The organism is Streptomyces sp. NPDC048507, assembly GCF_043199995.1.
Taxonomy (GTDB): domain Bacteria; phylum Actinomycetota; class Actinomycetes; order Streptomycetales; family Streptomycetaceae; genus Streptomyces.
In genome coordinates, this window is record NZ_JBICWZ010000008.1 from 35,360 (window position 1) to 60,775 (window position 25,416).

Consider the following 25,416-nt stretch of genomic DNA (forward strand, 5'->3'; position numbering starts at 1 on the left):
AGGTGGTGGCGGTGCGCCGTGGTGCCGTACGCAGTGTGGTGGTGGCGGGCTTGTTGGTGCTGGCCGGGGCGGGTCCGGCGGGGGCGTGGGCCGGTCCGGAGGCGGACGTGGCCTACCACGGGCGGGTGTCCTTGGGGCACGGGCAGCTGAGGGTGTGGATGGTGCCGGAGAACGAGGGACCGGCCGCGCTGGCGAACGCCACGGTGCGGGTGCGCCTGTCCGTGGACCTCGCGGACCGCCAGGAGCTGGCGCGGGGCTGCGCGCGGGCGGGGCAGCGCGAGGTGGTGTGCGAGACGGGCCCCCTGCCGGAACACGGCAGGGGGCGGCACATCGGGCTGGCGCTGGCGCTGCGGGAGCGGCCGGCCGAGGCGGTGGTGCGCATCGACACCTGGTGGAACGGCGGCGCGACCGACCGCAACCACGGCAACAACGAGCACGTGGTGCTGGCCCTGGACACGGGTGACGGTTACGCCTTCTGAGGCCGCGCCCCCGGGTCGCGGCCGGCCGCGGGCAGCAGCCAGCCGTAGACGGCCGAGGCGAGCTCGGAGTCGGTGACCCGCGGGGCGCTCCAGGCGATGTAGCCGTCGGGGCGTACGAGGACGCAGGCGGTACGGGTGTCCGCGGCCCAGTGCCGGTGGGCGAGGGGGGCTCCGGGCGGGGCGGCCGTGCCGCGCGGGGTGACGAGGACGAAGCCGCCGGTGCGCAGGGCCTCGTAGAGCCGCTCCCCGCCGGCGAGGGCGAGGTCGGGGGCGCGGCGGCCGGCGGGGCTCGGCCGGTGGGTGCCGGGCGGCGGCGGGTAGGCGAGGCCGATGCCGGAGACGATGCCGAGGGCGCGGTCCTGGGCGGGGCCGACGCGGGCCAGCAGGCTCGCGCCGAGTCCGCGGGCGGCGCGGCGGGCGGGGCCGTCGGCCATGACGGCGCGCACGAGGGCGCCGCTGACGCGCAGGACGGTGCGCCCGACGGGGTGGCGTTCGCGGTGGTAGCTGTCGAGGAGGGCCTCGGGGTCGGGAGTGCGGCCGTGCAGGACGGCGGCGAGCTTCCAGGAGAGGTTGGCGGCGTCCTGGATGCCGGTGTTCATGCCGAGGCCGCCGGCGGGGGAGTGGACGTGGGCGGCGTCGCCCGCGAGGAAGACGCGGCCCGCCCGGTAGTGGGGGACCTGGCGCTCGTCGCTGTGGAAGCGGGACATCCAGCGGGCGTCGTGCATGCCGTGGTCGGTGCCGAGGGCGTCGCGGAGGATGGCGCGCAGCTCGTCGAGGGCGACGGGGTCGGTGTCGGCGGCGCGGCCGTCGCGGCGCCAGCCGATGGCGCGGTACCAGCCGTCGCCGAAGGGGACGAGGAAGCCGAAGGCGTCGGCGTTGCCGTCGACGGCGAGGAGGTCTTCGGGCGGGTCGGTGAGGCGGACGTCGGCGAGGACCATGGAGCGGACGACGGCCTGGCCGGGGAAGGGCAGGCCGAGGGTCTGGCGGACGGTGGAGCGGACGCCGTCGGCGCCGACGACGTGGCGGGCGTGGATGCGGCGGACGGCTCCGGCGCCGTCCGGGCGGACGTCGAGGGTGACGGTGTCCTGGTCCTGGAGCAGGCCGGTCACCTGACAGTCGTACCGGATGTGCACACCTGTGGACAGCGCGCGGCGCTCCAGGAGTTTCTCTGTCTCATATTGAGGGGTGATGAGCACGAACGGATAGCGCGAGCGCAGGCGTTGGAGGCTGAGAGCGGTGGAACCGAAGGGGCGTAGGCGGTCGAGTCGGCGGCCGGTGGTGACGAGTTCGTCGGCGAGGCCGCGGGCGTCGAGCAGTTCGAGGGTGCGGGCGTGCACGGCGAAGGCGCGGGTGAGGTTGGCGGCCGTCCGCGGGCGCCGTTCGACGAGGGTGACGGAGAGACCGGCGGCGGCGAGGTCACCGGCGAGCAGGAGCCCGGTGGGCCCCGCGCCGACGACCGCGACGTCGACGACGTCCTGGAGGCCCTGGGCGTCGCGGTCCGCCCCGGTCGCCCTTGCCGTTCTCGCTGTCGCTGATGCCGTTGCTGATGCCGTTGCTGCTGCCGTTGGTGCGGGCCTGGTGTCGTCGGCGGCGCTCATGTCGGCAGAGTCTGCCAGCAGGGGCCCGCCGGGGGCGGGTTACGCGGCGGCGCCGTCGCCGAATTCGGCCATGGCCTCGTCCACGATCCGCTCCAGGCGGGCGTGGTGGGCGCCCCGCCAGTAGACGCGCTCGCAGTCGGCGCACTGCGCGAAGACGTCGTAGGAGCGCTGCGTGCCGTGTTCGAGGTGGTCGCCGACGCTGTCCTTGTCGGCGGCGCGCAAGGAGCCGTTGCAGGCGGTGCAGCGGGTCCAGGGCGCGAGGGCGGGCGCGAACCGGCCCAGCACGTCGCGGAGTTGCTCGTCGGGGTTGTCGCTGTAGACGTAGGCGCCGGCGAAGAGCTCGCGGCGGCGCAGCAGGCCGCGGTCGCGGGAGAGCAGGACGCGGCGCTCGGCGGCGGAGCGGGTGGCGAGGGCGGGGTCGCCGATGTCCTCGTTCTCGTAGGCGGCGTCGACGCCGAGGAGGCGCAGGCGGCGGGCGAGGGTGCCGAGGTGGACGTCGAGGAGGAAGCGCAGCGGCGCTTCGGGGACGCGCTGGGGGCGGTCCACGCCGAACACCTCGACGCACTCGCCGGCTCGGGGCACGTAGGACACGGGCACTTCGTGGCCGTCGACGAGGAGGCGGCCGACCTCGGTGAGCGGGACGCCGGCCGATTCGACGACGTGGCCGATGCTGGACGCGCCGTCGGTGGCGGTCGGTACGCGGTCCGCGCGCCGGCTGGGCGGTGCGAAGAGGCGCAGTTCGGGGGCGAGGGTGAGCTGAATGCCGGGACCGTTCACGGCCCCAGCATGCCATCGCGGGGCGGCCCGGCGCGGCCGATTTAGACGCTCGCGGCGGCCGCGCTGCCGCTGGGCGGGCGGGGCCGGGTCAGGGCGTCAGGGGGAGGTGCCAGTCGTTGCTGGGGTGGGGCGTGCCCGGGGGGTACTCGAAGTCGACCGGGCCCAGGCAGGTGAAGCCGGCCCGGCGGCAGACGGCGTTCGAGGCCGGGTGGTCGGTGCCCGGGAAGGCGTGCAGGGACCGGCGGGATCCGTGGGCGCGGACGTGGTCCACGAGTTCCGCCAGCGCGGCCGCCGCCAGGCCCCGGCCCTGGAACTCCGGGAGCACCGCCCAGCCGGTCTCGTACACCGGCCCGCCGCGCCACTCCCGTTCCCAGAACCCGATCGAGCCGACCGTCTCCGGGCCCAGGTCCACCCGGAACATCCGTCCGGCGGCGGGCTCCCGCGCGCTCAGGGCCTCGTACCGCAGCTGGCGGGCGGCGAGCTTCTCCTCGGACTCCGGCCCGCCGAGGTGCGTGGTCATCTCCGGCGCGTTGCACCGCCGCAGCACCGGGAAGTCGTCCGCGGACCAGGGGTACAGGCGTACGCCGGTCACGGCCAGACCAGACAGTACGGCTGGTGGCCGGCCTCGTGGAGGCGGTGGGAGAAGTCCTGCCACTCGTGCAGCAGCTGGTAGACGTTGAAGGCGTCGCGGGGTCCGCCGCGGTCGGGGACCGTCGACCAGATGAAGGCGGCCGCGCCGACGGACTCCTCGCCGACGCCCCGCAGCGGGTCGACCACCGTCATCGGCAGCTTGACCACCGCGTAGTCGGGGTGCAGCACGACCAGTTCCAGCGGGGGCACCTTGTGCAGGGGTATGCCCTCGATGCCGGTCAGGACCATCGCGGCGACCGTCTCCGGCTTGATCTTGGTGAACATGCCGCCCATGCCGAGCTCGTCGCCGCCCAGCTCCTCCGGCCGCATGGTCTGCGGGACCCGCGCGGCCGTGGCGCCGTCGGGGGCGCCGAAGTACTTGTACGTCACTCCCATGCCGCGGCCCTTGGGGAGGCCGTCCTCACCGTCCTTGCCGTCGGGCGTCCGGGTCGGGCCCGGTACGGGATCGGCGGCCTCGGCTCCGCGGCGGCGGTGCTTGCCGCGGCGGGCGCGGGCATCACGGGCGCGCTGCGGGTCCAGGCCGTCCGTGCCCTCGCCCGGTCCACCACCGCGTTGCATATCTCCACCCGACTGGTATTGCCTGCCCCGGCCCCGCGGCCCCCGCCACGCAGCCTGATCATCATGGCAGTGACCTCCCCCGCGGCGGCGCGGTGAAACGCCCGTCCGCAAGTCTGTCGCGGCCTCTGAGACCATGGCTGGTGTGAGCTACCCGTACCCGTATGAAGCCCCAGTTTCGCAGACGCTCTTCGAGCGCGCGTCCCTCGTGACCCCCGGCGGCGTGAACTCTCCCGTGCGCGCCTTCCGTGCCGTGGGCGGTACGCCCCGGTTCATGGTGTCCGGTACCGGTCCCTATCTGACCGATGCCGACGGGCGCGAGTACGTCGACCTCGTCTGCTCGTGGGGGCCGATGATTCTCGGCCACTCCCACCCCGAGGTGATCGAGGCCGTCCAGGCCGCGGTCGCCCGCGGCACGTCCTTCGGCACGCCCGGCGAGGGCGAGGTCGCGCTCGCCGAGGAGATCGTGGCCCGCGTCGCGCCGGTCGAGCAGGTGCGCCTGGTGTCCTCGGGCACCGAGGCGACCATGTCGGCGATCCGGCTGGCCCGCGGCTTCACCGGCCGTGCCAAGGTCGTCAAGTTCGCCGGCTGCTACCACGGTCACGTCGACGCGCTGCTGGCCGCCGCCGGTTCCGGTCTGGCGACCTTCGCCCTGCCGGACACCCCCGGTGTGACCGGCGCGACGGCCGCCGACACCATCGTGCTCCCCTACAACGACCTCGAAGCGGTGCGGGCGGCGTTCGCCGCGCACCCCGGCGAGATCGCCTGCGTCATCACCGAGGCGGCCCCCGGAAACATGGGCGTGGTCACCCCGGGCGAGGGCTTCAACCAGGGGCTGGCCGATGTGTGCCGGGAGAACGGCGCGCTGTACATCTCCGACGAGGTGATGACCGGATTCCGTACCTCCCGCGCCGGCTGGTACGGCGTGGACGGGGTCAGGCCCGACCTGATGACCTTCGGCAAGGTCATGGGCGGCGGCTTCCCGGCGGCGGCCTTCGGCGGCCGCGCGGACGTCATGGGCCACCTGGCCCCGGCCGGTCCGGTCTACCAGGCGGGCACGCTCTCCGGGAACCCGATCGCCACCGCGGCCGGTCTCGCGCAGCTGCGGCTGCTGGACGACGCGGCGTACGAGAAGGTCGACGCGGTCTCGCGGGAGATCCAGGGCCTGGTGACGGCGGCGCTGAGCAAGGAGGGCGTGGCGCACCGGGTGCAGACCGCCTCCAACATGTTCTCGGTGTTCTTCACCGAGGACGAGGTCCGTACCTACGACGACGCGAAGAAGCAGGAAGCCTTCCGCTTCAACGGCTTCTTCCACTCGATGCTGGCGCAGGGCGTCTACCTGCCGCCTTCGGCGTTCGAGTCCTGGTTCGTGTCCACCGCCCACGACGAGCGCGCCGTCGAGCGCGTCGCGGCCGCGCTGCCCGCCGCCGCCCGAGCCGCCGCGGAGGCGACCGCATGAGCGACATCACCGTCGTCCACCTGATGCGGCACGGAGAGGTGCACAACCCGGACGGGGTGCTGTACGGGCGCCGGGCCGGATACCACCTCTCGGAGCTGGGCCGGCAGATGGCCGACCGGGTCGCCGAGCACCTCCAGGACCGCGACGTCACGCAGGTGGTGGCCTCCCCGCTGGAGCGGGCGCAGGAGACGGCCGCGCCGATCGCGAAGGTGCACGGCCTGGAGCTGGCGACCGACGGCCGGCTGATCGAGGCGGGCAACGTCTTCGAGGGCAAGACCTTCGGCGTCGGCGACGGCGCGCTGCGCAAGCCCGCGAACTGGAAGCACCTGACGAACCCGTTCAAGCCGTCGTGGGGCGAGCCGTACGTCGAGCAGGTCGTACGGATGATGAGCGCGATCGAGACGGCGCGGGACGCGGCGCGCGGGCACGAGGCGGTGGCGGTCAGCCACCAGCTGCCGATCTGGATCGTGCGGAGCTTCGCGGAGAAGCGGCGGCTGTGGCACGACCCGCGGCGCCGCCAGTGCACGCTGGCCTCGCTGACGTCGTTCACGTACCAGGGCGACAAGCTGGTGTCGGTGGGCTACAGCGAGCCGGCCCGGGACCTGGTCCCGGCGCACCTGCTGGCCGGGGCGAAGCCGGTGAAGGGCAAGTCGAAGGCCTTCGGGGCGTAGGACGCGCCGGCCCGTCCGGCAGCGCACGGGCCCGACCCCCGCCGGGGGGCCGGGCCCGCGGCCTGTCCAGCGCCCGGCCCGGCCAGCCCGGCCCGGCCGGCCCGCTCCGTCCCGGGGCAAAGGCCGGTCATGGATTGGCTTTTTTTCATACAAGTTGTGCACTTCCGGCCGTGTCGACGGTTCGATCCCGCCTGATTGTCCGTTTATATGACGCTTCATGAGCGATGTGCGCGACTTCAGTCGAAGGGGAGTGCTCGGACTCGGTGCCGCCGCCGCGATGGGGATCGCGGGCTGCAGTACCGGCGGAGGCGGTTCCGGGCCGGGCAAGCACGGTCCGATAACCGATGGCGGCGCCACCGCGCCACCCCCGGCGCGCGTGATCGGCGACGGCTCCACCTCCGACACCGGACCCCAGCCGCACCAGCCGCCCCGGCCCGTGCCCCTGGAGCCCGGTCAGACACCGCCGCAGTTCGTCGTCTTCAGCTGGGACGGCGCCGGGGAGATCGGCAACGGCCTCTTCCCCCGCTTCCTCAAGCTGGCCAAGGACCACGGCGCGGCGATGACCTTCTTCCTCTCCGGGCTCTACCTGCTCCCGGAGTCGAAGCGGGACCTCTACCACCCGCCCAACAATCCCGTCGGAGCCTCCGACATCGGGTACCTGAAGGACGAGAACGTCCGCAACACGCTGCACTTCGTGCGGCAGGCCTGGCTCGACGGCCACGAGGTGGGCACCCACTTCAACGGCCACTTCTGCGGCGGCTCCGGTTCCGTCGCCCACTGGAGCGCGGCCGACTGGCGGTCCGAGATCGACCAGGCCGTGTCGTTCGTCACCGAGTGGCGCACCAACACCGGCTTCACCGACCTCGAACCGCTCCCCTTCGACTACCGCAAGGAGCTGACCGGGGCCCGCACCCCCTGTCTGCTCGGCCAGGAGAACCTGCTGCCGGCCGCCGCCCGCCTCGGCTGGCGCTACGACTCCAGCTCGCCCGGCGGGCTGCAGCAGTGGCCGGTGAAGAAGGAGGGCGTCTGGGACCTGCCGCTCCAGTCACTGCCCTTCCCGGGGCACTCGTTCGAGGTGCTGAGCATGGACTACAACATCCTCGCCAACCAGTCGCAGAACACCACCCGGGGCGTGCCCGCCAACTACCCGTCCTGGCGCTCGCAGGCCACGGCCACCTACCTGGGCGGCTTCCGCCGCGCCTACGAGACCAACCGGGCGCCCCTGTTCATCGGCAACCACTTCGAGGACTGGAACGGCGGCATCTACATGGACGCCGTCGAGGAGGCCCTCAAGGGCATGGCGGACAAAAAGGACGTACGCCTCGTATCCTTCCGTCAGTTCACCGACTGGATGGACGTCCAGGACCAGAAACTGCTGGCCAGGCTGCGGTCCCTGGCCCCCGGTCAGGCCCCGGCCGGCGGCTGGGCGGCGTACCTCTCGGCGGCCTGAGCCCGGCCGACCGGTACTGACCAGCGCCTTAACAGCCCTCCGGGGGGCGCGGAAGATCCGCAAATCGGTCATGCGAAACTTTTCACATGAGCCTTAGCCGCGCCCCCCGACGCCGCCGCTCGACCAGCGGCCGCGCCATCCTGCTGACCGCGGTGACCCTCGCGAGCGCCCTGACCCTCTCGGCGTGCGGCGACGGGGACAGCGGCAGCAAAGCCTCCGGGTCCGCCGGCGGCTACGTGACCGGCCCCAACGGCATCTCCACGGTGGCCAGGGGCGAGCGCACGGACGCCCCCAAGCTGGACGGCGAGACCGTCGACGGCAAGACCCTCGACACCACCACCCTCAAGGGCAAGGTCGTCGTCCTCAACGTGTGGGGCTCCTGGTGCCCGCCGTGCCGGGCCGAGGCGCCGTACTTCGCGAAGGTCTCCAAGGAACTGGCCGACGGCGGCAAGGACGTCGCCTTCGTCGGTCTCAACACCCGCGACACCAGCAAGCAGAACGCCGCCGGCTTCGAGGAGAACTTCGGGATCACCTACCCGAGCCTCTTCGACCCGGACGGGAAGCTGATGCTCCGCTTCCCCAAGGGCACGCTCAACCCGCAGTCCATCCCCTCCACGATCGTCCTCGACAAGGAGGGCAAGATCGCCGCCCGCACCCTCGTCGCGGTCAACGAGGAACAGCTGCGCTCGATGATCGACCCGCTCCTCGCGGAGAAGTGACCTCGTGGTCGCCCCGTACCTCCTGGCCGCCGAAGTGACCGGTGTGAACAGCACCGTCCTGAGCGGCGGACTCCTGCTGGCCATGCCGATCGCCCTGCTCGCCGGACTGGTCTCGTTCTTCTCGCCCTGCGTGCTTCCGCTGGTCCCCGGCTACCTGTCCTACGTGACCGGAGTCGGCGGGGCCGACCTCGCCGAGGCGCGCCGCGGCCGGATGGTGGCGGGCGCGGGCCTGTTCATCCTCGGCTTCACCGCGGTCTTCGTCTCCACCGGCGCGCTGTTCGGCTACTTCGGCTCCTCGCTCCAGGACAACAAGGAGATCATCTCCCGCGTCCTCGGCGGTCTCGTGATCGTCATGGGCTTCTTCTTCATGGGGCTGATCCCGGGCCTGACCATGCGCGAGCTGCGCTTCCACAAGAAGCCCGCGGCCGGCCTGGTCGGCGCGCCCCTGCTCGGCGCGCTGTTCGGCGTCGGCTGGACCCCCTGCATGGGTCCGACGCTGGCCGCCGTCCAGACGCTGTCCATCGACCAGGCCAGCGCGGGCCGGGGCGCGCTGCTGACCGTCGTCTACTGCCTCGGTCTCGGCGTACCGTTCGTCCTCGCCGCGATCGCGTTCCGCAAGGCGCTCGGCGCTTTCGGCTGGGTGAAGAAGCACTATGCGTGGGTGATGCGCATCGGCGGCGGCATGCTGATCGTGACGGGTCTGCTGCTCGTCACAGGAATGTGGGCCAGCATCGTCACCGACATGCAGAGCTGGACCGACGGCTTCACGGTGGGGATCTGAGGGACTACAGGCACATGAGTACGACCGACAAGGCGTCCACCGAGGCGCCGCACGAGCCCGATCCCGCCGACGCGGCCGACGCCGCGGCGGGCGCGCAGCTCTCCACGGCTCCCGTGGAGGACTCGCCCACCGCCCCCGTCGGCATCGGGGTGATCGGCTGGGCGCGCTGGTTCTGGCGGCAGCTCACCTCCATGCGGGTGGCGCTGATCCTCCTCTTCCTGCTCTCCCTGGGATCCATCCCCGGCTCCCTCATCCCGCAGAACCAGGTCGACGCGATGAAGGTCGCGGACTGGAAGAAGACCCACGAGTTCTGGGTCCCCGTCGCCGAGAAGCTCCAGCTCTTCGACGTCTACAGCTCGGTGTGGTTCTCCGCGATCTACATCCTGCTCTTCGTGTCGCTGATCGGCTGCATCGTCCCGCGCACCTGGCAGTTCGTCGGCCAGCTCACCGGCCGCCCGCCGGGTGCGCCCCGGCGCCTGGACCGGCTGCCCGCGTACGCGACGTGGCGCACGGCGGAGGAACCCGACGCGGTGCTCGCCTCGGCGAAGTCGCTGCTGCGCGGACGCCGCTTCCGTACGGAGGCCTCCGGCAACGCCGTGGCCGCCGAGAAGGGCTACCTGCGCGAGGCCGGGAACCTGGCCTTCCACATCGCCCTGATCGTGATGCTGGTGGCCTTCGCGGCCGGACAGCTCTTCAAGTCCGAGGGCGGCAAGCTCGTCCTGCGCGGCAAGGGCTTCGCCAACACGCTCACCCAGTACGACGACTTCAAGTACGGGAGCCTCTTCTCCCCGGACGACCTGCCGCCGTTCTCGTTCACGCTGGACAAGTTCGACGCGACGTACGAGAAGAACGGCCCGCAGAAGGGCACCGCCCGCGACTTCAAGGCCTACGTGACCTACAGCGAGGGCGCCCACGGCGCGCCGCGCAAGTCGGAGATCGAGGTCAACAAGCCGCTGGAGATCGACGGCTCGAAGATCTTCCTGCTGGGCCACGGCTACGCGCCGGTCATCTCGGTGACCGACCCGGCCGGCAAGGTGATCTTCAAGGACGCCGTGCCGATGCTGCCCTTCGACGCGAACCTCAGCTCCTCCGGCGCGGTCAAGGTCCCGGACGGCTACCGCAACAAGAACGGCGACAAGGAACAGCTCGGCTTCAACGCCATGTTCGTGCCGACCTTCGCGGGCGAGGGCAAGGGCACGATGCTCTCGCAGTTCCCGGCGCTGGACTTCCCCGTCCTCGCGCTGAGCGCCTACCACGGCAGCCTGGGCGTCGACTCGGGCCTGCCGCAGAACGTGTACCAGCTGAACACCAGCAAGCTCCAGGAGTTCAAGGACGCCGACGGGCAGCTGTTCAAGAAGCGGCTGCTGCCCGGCGAGGCCATGGAGCTGCCCGGCGGCGAGGGCACCGTCAAGTTCGAGGGCATCGAGCGCTGGGCGACCTTCTCCGTCACCCGCCAGCCCGCCAGCGGGCTGGCCCTGGCGGGCGCGGTGGCCGCCATCGGCGGTCTGGCCGCGTCCCTGTTCATCCAGCGCCGCCGGGTCTGGGTCCGCGCGGTGCGCGGCGCGGACGGCGTGACCGTCGTCGAGATGGCGGGCCTGGGCCGCAGCGAGTCCGCGAAGCTGCCGCAGGAGCTGTCGGCGCTCTCGGCCGCCCTGTTCGAGCGGGCGCCCGCCGCGCCCGCCGCCGTACCCGAGTCCGCATCCGAAGATTCCGAAGATGAAGCCCACGAAGGAGAGCGCGCATGACGCTGCTCGCGGCCGCGACCAACGAGAGCCTGGCTGATCTCAGCAACAAGCTGGTGTACGCGTCGATGGCGGTCTACACGCTCGCCTTCTTCGCGCACATCACCGAATGGGTCTTCGGCAGCCGCAGCAAGGTGGGCCGCACGGCCGCCGCGCTGACGGCGGGCCGGGCCGGCGCGGCGCCCGCCGTGCAGGTGCGGACCAAGGGAGGCGGCACGGCCGTCCTGGACAAGCCGCAGGTCATCACCCGCTCCGCCGCGGGCACCCGGGACGTCCCGGACGGCCCGGGAGCCGCGGGCGGCACCGAGAAGGGCGACCTGTACGGGCGCATCGCGGTCTCGCTGACGGTCCTCGGGTTCCTCATCGAGGCGGCGGGCGTGGTCTCCCGCGCCATGTCGGTGCAGCGGGCCCCCTGGGGCAACATGTACGAGTTCTCGGTGACCTTCTCGACGGTGGCGGTCGGCGCGTACCTGGCCCTGCTGGCGCTGAAGAAGAACGTCCGCTGGCTCGGCCTGATCCTGATCACGACGGTCCTGCTGGACCTCGGCATCGCCACGACCTGGCTCTACACCGCCAGTGACCAGCTGGTCCCGGCCCTGCACTCGTACTGGCTGTGGATCCACGTCTCCACCGCCATCTTCTGCGGCGCGGTCTTCTACATCGGCGCGGCGGGCGCGGTGCTCTACCTCTTCCGCGACAGCTACGAGAGCCACCTGGAGGCCGGCCGCACCGTGGGCCGCTTCCGTTCCTCGGTGATGGAGCGGCTGCCCTCGGCGGCCTCGCTCGACAAGTTCTCGTACCGCATCAACGCGGCGGTGTTCCCGCTGTGGACGTTCACCATCGTCGCGGGCGCGATCTGGGCGGGCGACGCCTGGGGCCGCTACTGGGGCTGGGACCCCAAGGAGGTCTGGTCGTTCGTGACGTGGGTGGCGTACGCCTGCTACCTGCACGCGCGGGCCACGGCGGGCTGGAAGGGGCGCAAGGCGGCGTACCTGGCGCTGTTCGCCTTCGCCTGCTGGATCTGGAACTACTACGGCGTGAACATCCTGCTCAGCGGCAAGCACTCGTACGCGGGCGTCTGACCGCGGGACCACACCCGGCCGGCCCCGGCCGGCGCGCGGCCTACGCGTCCTTCTCCAGGACGTAGGCGGTGCGCCGGCCGGGGCCGGTCCCGTTGTCGAGGAAGAAGTACAGCTCCAGCGACTTGCGGGAGTCGCGGCGCAGTTCGAAGGTCCAGGAGTAGCGGCCGGGCGCCTTGGTGACGGTCCCGGCGCGGGTGGCGGTGCCGGTCGCGGCGGGCAGGACCAGGCGCAGGTGCTGGCCGAAGTTGCGGCCCGCGGCCCCGTCGTCGGTGAGCCGCCAGCGGGCGGGGCCACTGAGCCGCCAGCCGGCGGCGTAGTCGCCCTCCTGGCCGTCGAGGAGGGTGACGGAGGCGCTGCCGTCGGCGCGGAAGACGATCGCGGTGCCGTCGACGCAGCGCCAGGTGCCGACGATCTCGTGGAGGTCGGCGTCGTAGACGGCGGGCACGGGGGGAGCGGCGTAGTGCCGCGGGCTCCCGCCGGTCATCGCGAGCAGGGCGCAGGCGAGCACCCCGTAGGCGAGGAGATTGCGCAGGATCGTGTCGACGATCCGCGGCCCGCTCCGCGCGGGTGTCCGTGACGGTGCCCGTGACAGTCGCATGGGCACATTCTGACAGCCGACTTGAACGCGTTCAATCGGCTTTTGCGTCACATTTTGCCGCGTTGCGGGAAAGGGGCGAGGGGGAGGAGGAGCGGGAGCGGGGCCTCAGTCCTTGTCCCGGTCCCCGTCCTTCTCGTCGTCCTTCTCCCCGTCCTTCTCGCCGTCGCGCCGCTCGCGCTCCTCGCGCAGCGACTTCAAGAACTCCGGGTTGTCGTCCGGGGCCACCCACTGGGCGCGGCCGGCGCGTCCGCCGCCGACGCCGGTGCGCTTCTTGCCCGCGAACAGCCACACCACGGGCCCGACGATCGAGAACAGCAGGATGACCATCACCCACACCACCTTCGGGAGGTGCTTGACCTCCTCCTCCGGGGTGTTCAGACAGTCGATGAAGGTGTAGATGGTCAGCGCGAGGATGAGCAGGAACGGCAGATAGCGCAGCACGGTGCGGGACCGACTCCCAGGCAGTGGCGGCGGGCCCGCGCGGGGCCCCGGTGACGTCCCCAGGGTAGTTGGTGACGGATACTGGGCCCCATGGCTTACGACGATCTCCGCTCGCTGCTCCGGGCTCTGGAGCGGGAGGGCGACCTCAAGCGCATCAAGGCCGAAGTCGACCCGTACCTGGAGATCGGGGAGATCGTCGACAGAGTGAACAAGGCCGGCGGCCCGGCCCTGCTCTTCGAGAACGTCAGGGGCGCGGCGATGCCGCTGGCCATGAACGTCTTCGGGACCGACCGCCGCCTCCTGAAGGCCCTCGGCCTGAAGTCCTACGCCGAGATCAGCGAGAAGATCGGCGGGCTGCTGAAGCCGGAGCTGCCCCAGGGCTTCATCGGCGTCCGCGAGGCCTTCGGCAAGCTCGGCTCGATGGTGCACGTGCCGCCGAAGAAGGTGAAGGGCGAGTCCGCGCCCGTCCAGGAGGTCGTCCTCACCGGCGACGACGTGGACCTGGACCAGCTGCCGGCCCTCTTCACCTGGCCCAAGGACGGCGGCGACTTCTTCAACCTGGGCCTCACGCACACCAAGCACCCCGAGACGGGCGTGCGCAACCTCGGCCTCTACCGCCTCCAGCGCCACGACAAGCGCACGATCGGCATGCACTGGCAGATCCACAAGGACAGCCGCAACCACTACGCGGTCGCCGCCGCGCGCGGCGAGCGGCTGCCGGTCGCGATCGCCTTCGGCTGCCCGCCCGCCGTGACCTACGCCTCCACGGCGCCGCTGCCGGGCGACATCGACGAGTACCTCTTCGCCGGGTTCGTCGCGGGCAAGCGCATCGAGATGGTCGACTGCAAGACGGTCCCGCTCCAGGTCCCGGCCAACGCCGAGGTCGTCATCGAGGGCTGGCTGGAGCCCGGCGAGATGCTTCCCGAAGGCCCCTTCGGCGACCACACCGGCTTCTACACCCCGCAGGAGCCCTTCCCCGCGCTGAAGATCGACTGCGTGACGATGCGCAAGCGCCCGCTGCTCCAGTCCATCGTCGTCGGCCGTCCGCCGACCGAGGACGGGCCGCTGGGCCGCGCGACGGAACGCTTCTTCCTGCCCCTGCTCAAGATCATCGTCCCGGACATCGTGGACTACCACCTGCCCGAATCGGGCGGCTTCCACAACTGCGCGATCGTCTCGATCGACAAGAAGTACCCCAAGCACGCGCAGAAGGTCATGCACGCCATCTGGGGCGCCCACATGATGTCGCTGACCAAGCTGATCATCGTGGTGGACAAGGACTGCGACGTCCACGACCTGCACGAGGTGTCCTGGCGGGCCCTGGGCAACACCGACTACTCCCGCGACCTCACCGTCGTCGAGGGGCCGGTGGACCATCTGGACCACGCCTCGTACCAGCAGTTCTGGGGCGGCAAGGCGGGCATCGACGCCACGAAGAAACTGCCGGAGGAGGGTTACACGCGCGACGGCGGCTGGCCCGACATGGTGGAGTCCGATCCCGCGACGGCGGCCCTCGTGGACCGCCGCTGGAAGGAGTACGGCCTGTGAGCCCCATCGCCGTGGGCGGTCCCGCCCTCTTCATCGGCAGCGACACCCCGTGCGTCGCGCTGGTGCGTCCCGAGATCGACCCGGCCCAGCCGGCGGTCCGCGAGGCCGCCGAGCGTGCCGGAGTCACCCCCGAGGAGTTCGCCGGACCTTCGGACCTGTGGCAGCTGATCGCCGACCGCACCGACGGAGAGGGCCGCGAGATCGCCCTGAACGACCTCTCCACCGCCGACGCCGCCGACTTCGCCGACCGGCTGCTCGCCGCCATCGGCGATCCGGAGGCCGAGTTCTCGCTCGTGCTGACCGTCGCCGCACACGACGTGCTGCGGCTGGACGGCCGCCCGGCCGGCGAGGGCTTCGCCTTCCTGGCGGGCGTCGTCCCGCCGCCCTCCGAGGGAACGCCCCTGCTGGAGGTGGAGATCGGCCCGCAGTCCGTCACGGACCTGCGCGCCGAACTCGAACAGTTCCGGAGGTCCCTCGGATGACATCGGCCGCCGAGGGAGTCCTCGGATCCGGACCGGCCCCGCAGACCGGCGGCAAGGTGAAGGCGTTCCTGCGGCTCGTGATGATCGAGCACTCGGTCTTCGCGCTGCCGTTCGCCTACATCGCCGCGCTCACCGCCATGTTCCGGCTGGACGGGACGGTCCACTGGGGCACGCTGCTGCTCGTCACGGTGTGCATGGTGGGCCTGCGGACCTTCGCCATGGCCGCGAACCGGATCATCGACCGGGAGATCGACTCCCGCAACCCCCGCACCGCCGGGCGCGAGCTGGTCACCGGCGCGGTGTCCGTGCGGACGGCGTGGACGGGGGCCGGGGTCGCGCTCGTGGTCTTCCTCGGCTCGGCGGCCCTGCTCAACCCGCTCTGTCTGATGCTGGCGCCGATCGCCGTCGTGCCGATGGTCGTCTACCCGTACGGCAAGCGGTTCACGGACTTCCCGCACGCCATCCTGGGCCTGGCCCAGGCGATGGGCCCCATCGGCGCCTGGCTGGCCGTCACCGGGGAGTGGTCCTGGGACGCGGTCATCCTGGGCCTGGCCGTCGGCGTGTGGATCGGCGGCTTCGACCTGATCTTCGGCTGCCAGGACGTGGCGGCCGACCGCGCGGAGGGCGTGCGTTCGGTCCCGGCGCGCTTCGGAATCCCGGCCGCCCTGTGGGGCGCGCGCGGGGCGCACGTGGTGACCACCGCGCTCCTGGCCTGGTACGCCGTCGCCACCGACGCGGGCCCGTTGTTCTGGTTCGGACTGCTGGTGGTGGTGGGGGCCTTCCTCTACGAGCACACCATCGTCAAGCCGCACGACCTGTCCCGGCTGAACCGGGCCTTCTTCACGGTGAACGGCTTCATCGGCATCGCGCTGTTCGTGTGCGCGCTGCTGGACCTGGTGACGCGGGGCCTGACGGCCTGACGGGACGGCTGCGAGCCCGGCACCGCCCCGGCACCGGCGCTCTACGCGGCGAGCGCCGGGCGGCGGTGGTCCGGGCGGCGGAACAGCAGGCCGGTCGCCACCCCGCCCACCATGCCGCACAGGTGGCCCTGCCAGCTGATGGTGGGGTCCAGCGGCAGCAGACCGAGCAGGAACGTTCCGCCCCAGTAGGCGCCGACGGCCACGGCCACCAGGACGCCCAGCACCTTGCGTTCGACGAACCCCCGCACGAGCAGGTAGCCGAAGAAGCCGTACACGACGCCCGAGGCGCCCAGGGTCATCGAGTCGGACGGGGAGACCAGCCAGGTGCCGAGTCCGTCGGCCAGGATGACCAGCGCGCTCACCGCGAGGAAGTGCCGGATGCCGGACAGCGCGATCACGAAGCCCAGCACCAGCAGCGGAACGCTGTTGGAGGCGACGTGGTCGAAGCCGAAGTGCAGGAAGGACCCGGTGACGACGCCCGGCAGCGTCTCGGGGTCGCGGCCGACGACCCCGTAGTCGTCCAGGGCGTGCCCGGTGGCCGTGTCCACCGCCTCCAGCACCCACAGCAGCGCCACCCAGCCCAGCACCACCAGAGCGGCGTTCCTGGCCCGCGCCGTCCACGTCCCGGTGTTTCCGCGCGCCGTATCCATGCCCGCCCCCTCGCTCCGTCCCACCCCCTGGGACGTGCGGTCACCTTACCGAGTGCCGACGCTGCGTGGCCGGATAGTCTCGGAGGTATGACTGAGCGCAAGCGCACCCCGTGGGTGGTCGGGGTTTCCGGGGCCTCCGGGACGCCGTACGCGGCGGCGGTGGTCCGCGGACTGCTGGCGGCGGGCGAGGGCGTGGACCTGGTGGTCAGCCGCGCCTCGCGGCTGACCCTGCTGGACGAGACGGGGATCGCCTTCCGGGACGCGCACTGGCGGGAGGACCTCGCCGAGTGGCTGGGCCGGGGGGCCGACGGGAAGCCGGGCACCTTCGGGGCACCGGTTCTGGACGACGTCCGGTACTGGGGGGCGGGCGACCTGGCGGCCGGTCCGAGCTCGGGCTCGTACCCCGTGAAGGGGATGCTGATCGTCCCGGCTTCGACGGCGTGCGTGGCCGGCGTGGCGCTGGGACTGTCGAAGGACCTGCTCCAGCGCGTCGCGAGCGTGACGCTCAAGGAGCGGCGCCGGCTGGTGGTCGCGGTGCGGGAGACCCCGCTGAACGGGCAGACGCTCAAGCATCTGGTGGCGCTGGACGAGGCGGGCGCGATCGTGCTGCCCGCCTCTCCGGCGTTCTACGCGGGTGCGACGCACATCCAGGACCTGGTTGATTTCGTCGCGGGGCGGGTGCTCGACGCGGCAGGGGTGCCGCACGAGCTGTACCGCAGGTGGGAGGGGGCGCTTGGCAGCGCCCGCCCCCGTGGCCAGTCCGGTGACTAGCGCTTCTTGGCGCCGCTCGGCTTGCGGGTCTTGTCGACCCGGTGCGCGGCGGACGGCTGGTCGGTGCGGGATCGGTTGGCCAGCTCCTGGAGCTGTCGCATGTGCGCGTAGGCCATCTCGATCGTGTACACGGTGAACCACTCCTGAAGATCGTCATTGATCTGTTGAAAGATTCACAGGGTGTTGACCCTGTGTGCCTTAGATTCTATACCTAGACTTGCAGGATCGCCGAATAATGGAAGGCTCCACGTAATGGACACGGTGGACAGGCAGCTCATCCAGGCACTTCGTGAGAACGGTCGTGCCTCGTACGCGGAGCTGGGCCGTCTCGTGGGCCTCTCCGGCCCCAGCGTCACCGACCGGATCAACCGCCTGGAGACGGCGGGCGTGATCACCGGCTACCGGGCGACCGTGGACTCGGCCTCGCTCGGTCTCGGCGTCACCGCGCTGATCGGCATCTCCCTCTCCGACGCGGCGGACCACGAGGACGTGGCGCGCCGGCTGCGGGACCTGGCCGAGATCGAGGACTGCTGGTTCATCGCCGGTGACGACTCCTTCATGCTGAAGGTCCGCGCCAGCGACGTCGACGGCCTGGAGAAGATCATCCGCAGGCTCTCCGGCACCAAGGGCGTCTCGCGCACCCGCACCACGATCGTGCTCTCCACCAAGTGGGAGAACCGGGTCGGGGAGCTGCCCGAGGAGGGCTGAGAGTACGGTGGGTGGCGGTTGCACGCAGGACGGGACACATAGAGGAGACACCGGCATGGACGCTGGGCTCAAGCGCGAGCTGGAGGAGAAGGTCCGCTCCGGCGAGCGGCTGACGCGTGAGGACGGCATCGCCCTCTACGAGTCGGACGACCTGGCCTGGCTGGGCGGGCTCGCCCACGAGGTGCGCACGCGCAAGAACGGCGACGTCGTCCACTTCAACGTCAACCGCCACCTCAACATGACGAACGTGTGCACCGCCTCCTGCGCGTACTGCTCGTTCCAGCGCAAGCCGGGCGAGAAGGACGCGTACACGATGCGCATCGAGGAAGCCGTCCGCCTGGCCAAGGCCATGGAGAACGAGAACCTCACCGAGCTGCACATCGTCAACGGGCTGCACCCCACCCTGCCGTGGCGGTACTACCCGCGCTCCCTGTCCGCCCTCAAGGAGGCGCTGCCGAACGTCTCGCTGAAGGCGTTCACGGCCACCGAGATCCACCACTTCGAGACGATCTCCGGCCTCTCGGCCTCCGAGATCCTCGACGAGCTGATCGACGCCGGTCTGGAGTCCCTCACCGGCGGCGGCGCGGAGATCTTCGACTGGGAGGTCCGCCAGCACATCGTGGACCACCGCACGCACTGGGAAGACTGGTCGCGCATCCACCGCCTGGCGCACGAGAAGGGCCTCAAGACCCCCTCGACGATGCTCTACGGGCACATCGAGGAGCCGCGCCACCGCGTGGACCACGTCCTGCGGCTGCGCGAGCTCCAGGACGAGACCGGCGGTTTCCAGGTCTTCATCCCGCTGCGCTACCAGCACGACTTCGTGGACATGCAGGACGGCAAGGTCCGCAACAAGCTCCAGGCGCGCACGACGATGGCGACCGGCGCGGAGGCCCTCAAGACCTTCGCGGTCTCGCGCCTGCTCTTCGACAACGTCCCGCACGTCAAGGTCTTCTGGGTGATGCACGGCGTGCAGACCGCCCAGCTCGCGCTCCAGCACGGCGCGGACGACATGGACGGCTCGGTCGTCGAGTACAAGATCACGCACGACGCCGACAACTACGGCACGCCGAACAAGCTGGGCCGCGAGGACCTGCTGGAGCTGATCCGCGAGGCGGGCTTCCGCCCGGTCGAGCGGAACACGCGCTACGAGATCATCCGCGAGTACCCCGGTCCCGAGGCGGGCCTGCGCGAGTCGCCGCAGGCGATGCGCGTCTGACGCCCGCCCGTGCGGCGAGCGTGACGGAACCCCGGTCCCCCGCGGACCGGGGTTTTTCGTCGCCCCAACCGGTGGCCATGGGTGCTGGTAATAGATAACATTCAGGAATGACCCTTACGTTTACCTTCGATCCGGTGATCGACCCCGCCCTGCGCGACGGCATCGCGGACCTGTGGACCGAGGTCTCCAACGCGGGCGGGGCGGTCGGCTTCGTGCCGCCCGTCACCCGTGACGACGTCCGGCCCGAGCTGGTCAAGCACCTGGTCGCCCTGGCCGAGGGGCGCAACCGGCTGCTGGTCGGCCGGGGCGGGCGCGGCGAGGTCGCCGCCGTCGCCTTCCTCGCCCTCAACACCCACCGGCTGCAGCGGCACTGGGTCTGGGCCTACACCGTCATGGTCGCCCCCGCCCTCCAGGGCCGGGGGGCCGGCCGGGAGCTGATGGCCGCCCTCGCCGACGCGGCGCGCTCGCTGGAGGGCATCGAGGCCGTCCGGCTCAGCTGCCGGGGCGGGCTCGGGCTGGAGCACTTCTACGCGGCGTGCGGGTACAAGGAAGTCGGCCGGGTGCCCGACGCCATCCGCGTGGCCCCGGGCGACGACCGCGACGACATCACGATGCTGCTGCCGCTGCACTGACCCCGGCGGGCCGGAGCGGGGGCCCGGCGTGCTTCACTGGACGGGCACGTGCCGACGTACACGACGAGAGAGAAGGGGTCACCGTGTCCCTCAAGCCGAGCGCGACGATCCGCTACACCGCGATGCGCCTGGGCATCTTCGTCGGATGCCTGGTGCTGGTGGCCCTCCTGGTCAAGCTGGGGGCCGTGCCCTCCGGGCTGGGCGACGCCAACCCCGCCTGGATCGTCCTGCTGGCCCTGGTGCTCTCCGCCCCGCTCTCCTTCATCCTGCTGCGCAAGCAGCGCGACGAGATGTCGGCGCAGATCTCCGGCCGCGTCGCGGGCGCGAAGGAGAAGCTCGCCGAGAACCGCAGCCAGGAGGACGCGGCCGACGACGCCGCCCGCGTGAGCTGACCGCCGGCCCGCCCGCGGGTCTGCTCGGCCGCCGGAGCCGTTTCCTCCGGTTAGCTTCCTCACACGGCTGACCCCGCATCACCCACGACGCACCGCCCCGGCGCCGGGAACACCACCCGCCACGCCGGGGCTTCGGCGTTCCGGGGCGTCCGTGCGGCCCGCGCGGCGTCCCCGCACCCCCTCGACCCAAAGAACGCCTTTGAGTTTCTCAAAGTGGAAGTGTTAGCGTATTCAACATGTCGACCCCAGCCGTGCCCCAGATCACCGCGAGCGTCCCGCTCGTGGCGCGTCTGCACGTCGACCTCTGCCGCCGCGTGTCCGCGGCCTGTTGCTGTTGAGCTGACCGCTTCAGCAGCGGTCCCCGGCCGGCCCGGCCCCTTTTCCGGCTGCCGCCGCACCGCATCCCTTGCAGAAACCTTCCGCCGTCGTGCGTCCCCCGGAGAGTGTCCGTGTCCGCGTCCCCCCAGGCCCAGGCTCCCGCCAAGGCCTCGTTCAAGTTCCCGTTCTGGGCCCAGATAGTCGCCGGCCTCGCGCTCGGCGTCCTGTTCGGCTGGCTCGCCCGCAGCCAGGACGTCAGCTGGCTCAAGACCACCCTCGAACAGGTCGGCGACATCTTCATCCAGCTCCTGAAGCTGGCCGTCGCGCCCCTGGTCTTCTTCGCGATCCTGGTGTCCATCACCAACCTGCGCAAGGTCAACAACGCCGCGCGGCTCGCCACCCGCACGCTGCTCTGGTTCATGATCACCTCGCTGATCGCGGTGGCCATCGGCCTCGCCATCGGCCTGCTGACCGACCCGGGCGCGGGCACCGGCCTCACCCCGGCCGACGGCAAGGAGCCCAAGCGGCACGGCTCCTGGATCGACTTCCTGACCGGCATCGTGCCGAAGGACATCATCACGCCGTTCACCGAGCTGAACGTCCTGCAGATCGTCTTCCTCGCCGCCGTCGCGGGCATCGCCGCCCTCCAGCTCGGATCCAAGGCCCAGCCCGTCCTGAACCTCGCCGAGTCGGTGCTGGAACTCCTCCAGAAGGCCCTGTGGTGGGTCATCCGCCTCGCGCCCATCGGCACCGTCGGCCTGATCGGCACCGCCATCGCCAGCTACGGCTGGGACCTGATCGGCAAGTACGCCACCTTCACCGCCGACGTCTACATCGGCTGCGCGCTCGTGATGTTCGGCGTGTACCCGCTGCTGCTCGCGACGGTCGCCAAGGTCAACCCGGTCCAGTTCTTCAAGGGCGCCTGGCCCGCGATCCAGCTGGCCTTCGTCTCCCGCTCCTCGGTCGGCACCATGCCGGTCACCCAGAAGGTCACCGAGCGCCTCGGCGTCCCGAAGGAGTACGCCTCCTTCGCCGTCCCGTTCGGCGCCACCACCAAGATGGACGGCTGCGCCGCCATCTACCCGGCGCTCGCCGCGATCTTCATCGCGAACATCTTCGACGTGCAGCTGGGCATCAAGGAGTACCTGCTCATCGCGTTCGTCTCGGTCGTCGGCTCGGCCGCCACGGCCGGTCTGACCGGCGCGACCGTGATGCTCACCCTGACCCTCTCCACGCTGGGCCTGCCGCTGGCCGGCGTCGGCCTGCTGATGGCGATCGACCCGATCCTGGACATGATGCGCACCGCCACCAACGTGGCCGGCCAGGCCGTCGTCCCGGTCCTCGTCTCCGCCCGCGAGGGGATCCTGAACAAGGAGGCGTACGCCACCGCCTCGTCCTCCCCGCTCGACGGCCCGGCCGCCGAGCCGGCCGCCGCGGAGCCGGCGAAGGTCCCCGTCGCCGCCTGACGCACCGAGGCACCGTACGCGCCGCAGCCCCCGCCCCCGTCCGGGCGGGGGCTGCGGCGCGTGTGCGGCGGGTACCCGGGACGGTGCGGCCCCCGCGCGTCAGCGCCCGGAGGCGTCCGAAACGAAGCCCGCCCAGGCGGTCGGGGTGAAGGCGAGGTGGGGGAGGGACGTGTCCTTGGAGTCCCGGACACGGATCACGGCCGGGCCCTGCGCCACCTCGACGCAGTCGTTGATGTCCCCGCTGTCGCTGTAACTGCTCTTGAACCAAGCCAGCTTGGGCGTCTCGGTCATGTCTCTCCCAGCACTTGCTCGATGAATGCTACGGACTCCCGTGGAGTGAGAGCCTGGGATCGGATCATGGCATGGCGATGCTCCAGGATCCTGAGCCGCCTGGGATCGGAGACGGGGCGGCCGCCGAAGGCGCCTTCGGAGCGCGCAACCGCCGACCCGTCGGCGAACTTGAGGATCTGCATCAACCCGCCCATCCCTGCGTGCTCTTCGAGGTCGGTGGGCATGATCTGGAGTGTCACCTGGCGCATTTCGGCCACCTCCAGAAGGTGAGCGAGTTGCGTTCGCATCACCATTGTCCCTCCGATGCGTCGCCTCAGGGTCACCTCTTCCTGGACGAAGCAGAGGGTGGGCGCGGGACTCCGCTCGAAGATCGATCGGCGAGCGGTGCGGGCGGCCAGCCCGCGTTCCACCTCCTGTGCGGTCTGCGGAGGCTGCCACATCTCGAAGAGCGCACGCGCGTAGCCCTCCGTCTGCAACAGGCCGTGGATGTTGTGGTTGCGGTACGCCGACAGCTCGACGGTCTTCTGCTCCAATTTCGCGAGGTCCCGTACCTGCTTCGGGTAGCGGACCTGTTCCGTGTCCGCCTTCATCGCGGAGATCTTGCCGCCCGCGTTCAGGGCCTCGTCCGTCCTGTCCAGGTACTCCGGGCGCGGGATCCGCTTGCCCGACTCGACCTTGCGGACCAGGTCCTCCCCGTACCCGATCGCCACGCCGAAGTCGGCGGCCCGCATGCCCGCCTCCTCGCGCCACGCCCTCAGCTGGCGGCCGAGCGCGGCGAGCACCGCCGCGCCCTGCTCGTCCTCGGGGTCGACCTCCCAGCCGGCGTCTTCCGTGCCGTCACCGTCCACGCTCATGCGGGCCCTCCTCAGGACGTGCCGAATTCCTCAACGCCCCTCCCCGCGGGCCTTCGCGGACAGCCGGGACGGCGCCGGACAAGCACGGGACAGACTCCCGACGCGAGGGCGCTTGCGCTTCACACCGTACGCACGGCCGCCCACGCTGAGTGACGTGAATACTCATATCGCTTGCTCCGCGACCCGGTTCGCCGTCCTCCTGCCCGCCACGCCCCTGGGAGCCCGTCAGGCGCGGCGGCTCGCCGTCGGGCAGGTGCTCGCCTGGGGGCTCGACGGTGAGCGGGCCGGGCTGGTCGTGGGGGAGCTCGCGGCCAACGCGGTGACCCACGGCCGGATTCCCGGGCGGGGCTTCCAGGTGGTGCTGGAGCTGGCCGGGCGGGTGCTGCGGATCGAGGTCGCCGACGCCCGCCGCGACCGGATCCCGTGCCCCCGCGACGCGGAACCCGGCTCGGAGGGCGGGCGGGGGCTGGCGCTGGTGGCGGCCGTCGCCGACCGGTGGGGGACCGAGGAGGGGGTGGCGCCCCGCAAGACCGTGTGGGCGGAGCTGGACCTGCCCGGTGCGGGGCGGGAGCCGTGACGCGGGGGGACGGGACCCGGCGTTCCCCGACGTCTACCTACTCAAGTACCGGGGTAAATCCCACCCACCCACCCCTCCGGCTCCCCGCTCACTCACACGGGTGAACTGTGCCAACTCGGCTGGATTTCCGGCGGGTTGGCGGGCATATGCTCGCCCCACAACATCAGAACTGAGACGGCCCCCGCCGGGACTGGCATCCCGGGCGAGGGCCTGACCAAACAGGAAGAGAACAGCTTCCCAATGGCTCTTGAGCACCCTAGCGCGCGCTCGCGCGCCGCGTCCCGGCATCGCGCCGGAACCGCCCCATCCGGTGTCGTCCACGTCAACGTGCCGCACACCGATCACTACACCGTGGTGGGCAACCACCTCGCCCAGCACCGGGTGTTGTCGCTGGTCGCCATCGGCCTCGCGCTGCACATCCAGTCGCTGCCCGCCGGTTCCAAGGTCGGCGTCAAGGTGCTCGCCGAGCGGTTCCCCGAGGGGGAGGTCCGGATCGCCTCCGCCCTGCGGGAGCTGGAGGCGCACGGCTACCTGGAGCGCAGCCGGGTGCGGACCGGGGAAGGGCGGCTGGTGACCCGGACCGTGTCCTACAACCGGCCCCGGACGCCCGGCGAGTGCCCCGGTCCGCCGGATCCGCCGCCGCCGGGCCGCGCGCCCGTACCGGAGCCGGTCCCGGTGTCCGGGCGGGAGCCGGTGCCCGCGCCGGTCGCGGCGCCGCGCCCCGTACCCGCTCCGCCGCCGCCGGACCCGGCCCCCGCCCGGCAGGACGCCGCCGACCTCCTCGCCCGGCTGCGCGCCGACGACCCCCGGCTGCTGCTCGCGGAACGCGACGTGCGGCGCCTCGCGCCCGGGGTGTCCGCCTGGCTGGACCGGGGCGCCGATCCGGAAGCGGTGCGGCGCGCCCTCACCGGGAACCTGCCCGCGGACCTGCGCAGCCCGGCCGCGGTGATCGGGTACCGGCTGCGGGCCGGGATCCCGCCGCGGATGCCCGCGCCCGCGGCCCCCGCGCCGCAGGCCCGGCGGCCCGATCCGTTCCACACCTGCGACGGCTGCGAACGCGCCTTCCGCGCACCCGCCCCCGGCCGCTGCCGCGACTGCCCGCCGCCCGGCGGGTCGACGGCCGCGAACGCGGCGTAGCGGCCCGCGCGGGGAGCCGCCCGCAGTGGCCGTTCAGGCCTTCCGCTCGGCCGCGCTGCGCTCGACGCAGAACTCGTTGCCCTCGGGGTCGGCCATCGTCACCCAGCCGGCGCCGTCGGGCCTGCGGTGGTCGCCGAGGACGGTGGCGCCGAGCCCGAGGAGGCGTTCGACCTCCTCGTCGCGGGTGCGGTCCTGCGGCTGGAGGTCCAGGTGCACGCGGTTCTTGGCCGCCTTCGCGTCGGGGACCGTGACGAACAGGAGGGCCGCGCCGGCCGAGGTCACCAGGGCCTCCGGGTCGCCCGGGAAGTCGTCGTCGGCGACGGTCCCGTCCAGGGCCGCGGCCCAGAACCCGGCCAGGGCGTAGGCGTCGGAACAGTCGAAGGTCACGTGCCGTACGAGAGAGGTCATGGCGGCACTATCGGCCGCCCGCAAGGGAGTTGTCCACCGG

Annotated in this window: 30 protein-coding genes; 19 read left to right on the forward strand and 11 right to left on the reverse strand. The window is 71.8% G+C overall.

Annotated elements, in window-relative coordinates; all coding sequences use genetic code 11:
- The first annotated feature begins 11 nt into the window (after positions 1-11).
- Entirely contained in the window at positions 12-479 is a 468-nt protein-coding gene (locus tag ACGFXC_RS22625) for a hypothetical protein (protein ID WP_393715445.1), read from the forward strand.
- Here ACGFXC_RS22625 and ACGFXC_RS22630 read toward each other — a convergent pair.
- From ACGFXC_RS22630 to ACGFXC_RS22645, 4 genes are all read right to left on the reverse strand, one after another.
- Positions 467-2,077 carry an FAD-dependent monooxygenase gene (locus tag ACGFXC_RS22630; protein WP_393715447.1) on the reverse strand — a complete coding sequence of 537 codons (1,611 nt, stop codon included), beginning with the start codon at positions 2,075-2,077 and terminating at the stop codon, positions 467-469. The genes ACGFXC_RS22625 and ACGFXC_RS22630 overlap by 13 nt on opposite strands.
- A gap of 39 nt (positions 2,078-2,116) precedes the next feature.
- Positions 2,117-2,854, reverse strand: coding sequence for a Mut7-C RNAse domain-containing protein (locus ACGFXC_RS22635; RefSeq protein WP_393715449.1), 738 nt, complete (start codon positions 2,852-2,854; stop codon positions 2,117-2,119).
- Positions 2,855-2,942: 88 nt separating this feature from the next.
- Positions 2,943-3,452 (reverse strand): GNAT family N-acetyltransferase, encoded by a 510-nt coding sequence (locus ACGFXC_RS22640; RefSeq protein WP_393715872.1) that lies wholly within the window; start codon positions 3,450-3,452, stop codon positions 2,943-2,945.
- Positions 3,443-4,063 carry a hypothetical protein gene (locus ACGFXC_RS22645; RefSeq protein WP_393715451.1) on the reverse strand — a complete coding sequence of 207 codons (621 nt, stop codon included), beginning with the start codon at positions 4,061-4,063 and terminating at the stop codon, positions 3,443-3,445. The genes ACGFXC_RS22640 and ACGFXC_RS22645 overlap by 10 nt, the downstream gene beginning before the upstream one ends.
- 133 nt (positions 4,064-4,196) lie before the next feature.
- On the opposite strand from ACGFXC_RS22645, the gene hemL reads away from it, so the two are divergent.
- The 7 genes from hemL to ccsB all read left to right on the forward strand — a co-directional run bounded on the left by hemL (position 4,197) and on the right by ccsB (position 11,964).
- The gene (hemL, locus tag ACGFXC_RS22650; protein WP_393715453.1) at positions 4,197-5,519 is read left to right on the forward strand and encodes a glutamate-1-semialdehyde 2,1-aminomutase; all 1,323 of its coding nucleotides are present in this window, start codon (positions 4,197-4,199) and stop codon (positions 5,517-5,519) included.
- On the forward strand, positions 5,516-6,190 hold the full coding sequence (locus tag ACGFXC_RS22655) for a histidine phosphatase family protein (RefSeq protein WP_393715455.1): 675 nt from the start codon (positions 5,516-5,518) through the stop codon (positions 6,188-6,190). Before hemL ends, ACGFXC_RS22655 begins: the two co-directional genes overlap by 4 nt.
- A 226-nt stretch (positions 6,191-6,416) precedes the next feature.
- Positions 6,417-7,640: a hypothetical protein gene (locus ACGFXC_RS22660; RefSeq protein WP_393715874.1), complete on the forward strand. Its 1,224-nt coding sequence runs from the start codon at positions 6,417-6,419 to the stop codon at positions 7,638-7,640.
- 86 nt (positions 7,641-7,726) lie between these two features.
- Positions 7,727-8,359 (forward strand): TlpA family protein disulfide reductase, encoded by a 633-nt coding sequence (locus ACGFXC_RS22665; RefSeq protein WP_393715456.1) that lies wholly within the window; start codon positions 7,727-7,729, stop codon positions 8,357-8,359.
- An 82-nt stretch (positions 8,360-8,441) separates the two neighbouring features.
- On the forward strand, positions 8,442-9,140 hold the full coding sequence (locus tag ACGFXC_RS22670) for a cytochrome c biogenesis CcdA family protein (protein WP_393715876.1): 699 nt from the start codon (positions 8,442-8,444) through the stop codon (positions 9,138-9,140).
- A gap of 14 nt (positions 9,141-9,154) precedes the next feature.
- Positions 9,155-10,885, forward strand: coding sequence for a cytochrome c biogenesis protein ResB (locus ACGFXC_RS22675; protein ID WP_393715458.1), 1,731 nt, complete (start codon positions 9,155-9,157; stop codon positions 10,883-10,885).
- Positions 10,882-11,964, forward strand: coding sequence for a c-type cytochrome biogenesis protein CcsB (gene ccsB / locus ACGFXC_RS22680; RefSeq protein WP_393715460.1), 1,083 nt, complete (start codon positions 10,882-10,884; stop codon positions 11,962-11,964). The genes ACGFXC_RS22675 and ccsB overlap by 4 nt, the downstream gene beginning before the upstream one ends.
- A 40-nt stretch (positions 11,965-12,004) precedes the next feature.
- On the opposite strand, the gene ACGFXC_RS22685 is transcribed toward ccsB, so the two are convergent.
- Entirely contained in the window at positions 12,005-12,562 is a 558-nt protein-coding gene (locus tag ACGFXC_RS22685; protein WP_393715462.1) for a hypothetical protein, read from the reverse strand.
- Positions 12,563-12,667: 105 nt separating this feature from the next.
- Complete coding sequence (locus ACGFXC_RS22690; protein ID WP_393715464.1) at positions 12,668-13,003, reverse strand: PLD nuclease N-terminal domain-containing protein; 336 nt, start codon at positions 13,001-13,003, stop codon at positions 12,668-12,670.
- A gap of 90 nt (positions 13,004-13,093) precedes the next feature.
- Here ACGFXC_RS22690 and ACGFXC_RS22695 point away from each other — a divergent pair, with 90 nt between their 5' ends.
- From ACGFXC_RS22695 to mqnP, 3 genes are read left to right on the forward strand one after another with little or no spacing between them, the layout of a single operon-like run.
- Entirely contained in the window at positions 13,094-14,551 is a 1,458-nt protein-coding gene (locus ACGFXC_RS22695; RefSeq protein ID WP_351818031.1) for a menaquinone biosynthesis decarboxylase, read from the forward strand.
- On the forward strand, positions 14,548-15,033 hold the full coding sequence (locus ACGFXC_RS22700) for a hypothetical protein (protein ID WP_393715466.1): 486 nt from the start codon (positions 14,548-14,550) through the stop codon (positions 15,031-15,033). The genes ACGFXC_RS22695 and ACGFXC_RS22700 overlap by 4 nt, the downstream gene beginning before the upstream one ends.
- Positions 15,030-15,953, forward strand: a complete 924-nt coding sequence (mqnP, locus tag ACGFXC_RS22705) for a menaquinone biosynthesis prenyltransferase MqnP (protein WP_393715468.1) — start codon at positions 15,030-15,032, stop codon at positions 15,951-15,953. The genes ACGFXC_RS22700 and mqnP overlap by 4 nt, the downstream gene beginning before the upstream one ends.
- 41 nt (positions 15,954-15,994) lie before the next feature.
- Here the strand turns inward: mqnP and ACGFXC_RS22710 are convergent, their stop codons facing one another.
- A complete protein-coding gene (locus tag ACGFXC_RS22710) occupies positions 15,995-16,603 on the reverse strand; it encodes a rhomboid family intramembrane serine protease (RefSeq protein ID WP_393715470.1) in 609 nt (202 codons plus the stop codon).
- Between the two features lie 87 nt (positions 16,604-16,690).
- Between ACGFXC_RS22710 and ACGFXC_RS22715 the strand changes: the two genes are divergently transcribed.
- A complete protein-coding gene (locus tag ACGFXC_RS22715) occupies positions 16,691-17,374 on the forward strand; it encodes a UbiX family flavin prenyltransferase (protein ID WP_393715472.1) in 684 nt (227 codons plus the stop codon).
- On the opposite strand, the gene ACGFXC_RS22720 is transcribed toward ACGFXC_RS22715, so the two are convergent.
- The gene (locus ACGFXC_RS22720) at positions 17,371-17,505 is read right to left on the reverse strand and encodes a hypothetical protein (RefSeq protein ID WP_351818019.1); all 135 of its coding nucleotides are present in this window, start codon (positions 17,503-17,505) and stop codon (positions 17,371-17,373) included. The two genes, ACGFXC_RS22715 and ACGFXC_RS22720, sit on opposite strands and share 4 nt — an antisense overlap.
- A gap of 121 nt (positions 17,506-17,626) precedes the next feature.
- Here ACGFXC_RS22720 and ACGFXC_RS22725 point away from each other — a divergent pair, with 121 nt between their 5' ends.
- The 5 genes from ACGFXC_RS22725 (at position 17,627) to ACGFXC_RS22745 (ending at position 22,109) form a co-directional block, all read left to right on the forward strand.
- A complete protein-coding gene (locus ACGFXC_RS22725) occupies positions 17,627-18,082 on the forward strand; it encodes an Lrp/AsnC family transcriptional regulator (protein WP_351818016.1) in 456 nt (151 codons plus the stop codon).
- 55 nt (positions 18,083-18,137) lie between these two features.
- Positions 18,138-19,301 carry an aminofutalosine synthase MqnE gene (mqnE, locus tag ACGFXC_RS22730; RefSeq protein ID WP_393715474.1) on the forward strand — a complete coding sequence of 388 codons (1,164 nt, stop codon included), beginning with the start codon at positions 18,138-18,140 and terminating at the stop codon, positions 19,299-19,301.
- A 107-nt stretch (positions 19,302-19,408) separates the two neighbouring features.
- A complete protein-coding gene (locus ACGFXC_RS22735) occupies positions 19,409-19,933 on the forward strand; it encodes a GNAT family N-acetyltransferase (protein WP_393715476.1) in 525 nt (174 codons plus the stop codon).
- Between the two features lie 83 nt (positions 19,934-20,016).
- Positions 20,017-20,325 carry a DUF4229 domain-containing protein gene (locus tag ACGFXC_RS22740; protein WP_393715478.1) on the forward strand — a complete coding sequence of 103 codons (309 nt, stop codon included), beginning with the start codon at positions 20,017-20,019 and terminating at the stop codon, positions 20,323-20,325.
- 443 nt (positions 20,326-20,768) lie between these two features.
- Positions 20,769-22,109 carry a dicarboxylate/amino acid:cation symporter gene (locus ACGFXC_RS22745; RefSeq protein WP_393715479.1) on the forward strand — a complete coding sequence of 447 codons (1,341 nt, stop codon included), beginning with the start codon at positions 20,769-20,771 and terminating at the stop codon, positions 22,107-22,109.
- A 99-nt stretch (positions 22,110-22,208) separates the two neighbouring features.
- Here ACGFXC_RS22745 and ACGFXC_RS22750 read toward each other — a convergent pair whose 3' ends face one another.
- Both ACGFXC_RS22750 and ACGFXC_RS22755 read right to left on the reverse strand, forming a co-directional pair.
- Positions 22,209-22,400 (reverse strand): DUF397 domain-containing protein, encoded by a 192-nt coding sequence (locus ACGFXC_RS22750; protein WP_393715481.1) that lies wholly within the window; start codon positions 22,398-22,400, stop codon positions 22,209-22,211.
- The gene (locus tag ACGFXC_RS22755; protein WP_393715483.1) at positions 22,397-23,254 is read right to left on the reverse strand and encodes a helix-turn-helix domain-containing protein; all 858 of its coding nucleotides are present in this window, start codon (positions 23,252-23,254) and stop codon (positions 22,397-22,399) included. Before ACGFXC_RS22755 ends, ACGFXC_RS22750 begins: the two co-directional genes overlap by 4 nt.
- Positions 23,255-23,408: 154 nt before the next feature.
- Between ACGFXC_RS22755 and ACGFXC_RS22760 the strand changes: the two genes are divergently transcribed.
- A complete protein-coding gene (locus ACGFXC_RS22760; RefSeq protein WP_393715485.1) occupies positions 23,409-23,831 on the forward strand; it encodes an ATP-binding protein in 423 nt (140 codons plus the stop codon).
- 327 nt (positions 23,832-24,158) lie between these two features.
- Positions 24,159-24,968 (forward strand): helix-turn-helix domain-containing protein, encoded by an 810-nt coding sequence (locus ACGFXC_RS22765; protein WP_393715487.1) that lies wholly within the window; start codon positions 24,159-24,161, stop codon positions 24,966-24,968.
- Positions 24,969-25,001: 33 nt separating this feature from the next.
- Here the strand turns inward: ACGFXC_RS22765 and ACGFXC_RS22770 are convergent, their stop codons facing one another.
- The gene (locus ACGFXC_RS22770) at positions 25,002-25,376 is read right to left on the reverse strand and encodes a VOC family protein (protein ID WP_393715489.1); all 375 of its coding nucleotides are present in this window, start codon (positions 25,374-25,376) and stop codon (positions 25,002-25,004) included.
- Positions 25,377-25,416 lie beyond the last annotated feature (40 nt).